The following is a 1,387-nucleotide window of genomic DNA, read 5'->3' on the forward strand; positions in this document are numbered from 1 at the left end:
CCGTTGCCGGTGCGTACCGTGCGCGCAACCATCCCAGCAGCCCCGCGCCGAAGACCACCGCCGGAAAGGGCACGCCGAAGGCGAACAGCGCCGCGAACGCGCCGCCCGCGAGCGCCAGCGAAAAGCCGTCACGCAGCGACCTGCGCCCCACGCGCAGCAGTGCTTCCAGCACCACGGCCAGCACGGCGGGCTTCAGTCCCCAGAACAGCGCGTCGATGGCGGGAATCTGGCTGTATGCCGCATAGATGAACGACAATGTCATGACCACGCAGAAGCCGGGCAGCACGAACAGCGTGCCCGCCGCGATGCCCCCGGCGGTGCGGTGCAGCAGCCAGCCCACGTAGGTGGCAAGCTGCTGCGCCTCCGGCCCCGGCAGCAGGGTGCAGTAGTTCAGGGCGTGCAGGAAGCGCGCGTCGTCCACCCAGCGTTTTTCGTCCACCACGGTGCGGTGCATCAGGGCGATCTGCCCGGCTGGCCCGCCGAAGCCCAGGCAGCCGATGCGCAACCAGGTGCGCAGGGCCTCGCCGAAAGTGGGGTGGGGCGTGGCGGGGGGCGAGGGCATGGAGGAGAGCACGGACGAGTGAGGCGAAGCGTCAGGGGATGAGGCGTCAGGGGGCGATGCTTCAGGGGCAGACGTTTCGGGGGCCGATGCTGCGGGATGCGGGGCGGCGTCCATGGTTGCCTCCTACGCGGGCCGGGCGGGCGCGCTGCGCCGGAAGTATTCCAGCAGGTCGTCCAGGACGCGGAAGCCGCGCTCCAGCCGTTCGTCATCGTCATTGGTGCGCAGGGTTATGCCCGCGATGAGCGCCCCCACCCCCGGCGATTCGGGCCGGGCGGGGTGGCGTTCGTCCAGGTCGATGTCGTGGATCACCGCGCCCACGGCGGCCAGTGCCGGGTCCGCGTCCAGCCCGAAGCGGCGCAGCAGCACCTCGAAGGTGCACAGTTCGCCCTCGTGGGTGAATTCCGCCTCGGCCATGTCGAAGCGCACGCAACGCCCGGCCCCGGCTGCGTCAGCCTTGCCTGTCCCGGCTGTTCCGGCTGTTCCGGCTGTTCCGCCGGGCGCGCCCGTGTTCCCTTCAGGCGGCGGGCCGAAGCGGAACGAGGCCTCGGCATCGATGAACCTGCGTACCAGCCATGCGCTGGCGATGCGGTCCACATGCACGCCGGGCCGGGTTACCCACACGAGGCCCTTGTAGTCCTCCGCGCGAAGGTGCGTTTCGGCCTGCACGGCGCGGGTGGCTCCGGGTGCGCCAAGGCGCAGCCAGCGTTCGGCCCCGGCCAGCAATCCTTCCACCATCTCGCGCGCGGGCGCGCCAAAGAAATCCACGGCGGCAACGGCTTCGAACCGGGCGCGCAGTTGCGCGGCCCACGCGGCCACGGCGTCGCG

2 protein-coding genes are annotated in these 1,387 nt (G+C 71.3%); both read right to left on the reverse strand.

From position 1 onward, the window contains the following. Nucleotides 1–676 (reverse strand): chromate transporter (locus FVW20_RS15495; RefSeq protein WP_231039158.1); only part of this gene is annotated, 676 nt, incomplete at its 3' end. A gap of 9 nt (nt 677–685) precedes the next feature. Beyond that, the coding region (locus FVW20_RS15500; protein ID WP_196610309.1) for a chromate resistance protein ChrB domain-containing protein at nt 686–1,387 on the reverse strand (702 nt) is incomplete at its 5' end.

The organism is Nitratidesulfovibrio oxamicus, assembly GCF_015731765.1.
Lineage (GTDB): Bacteria > Desulfobacterota > Desulfovibrionia > Desulfovibrionales > Desulfovibrionaceae > Cupidesulfovibrio > Cupidesulfovibrio oxamicus.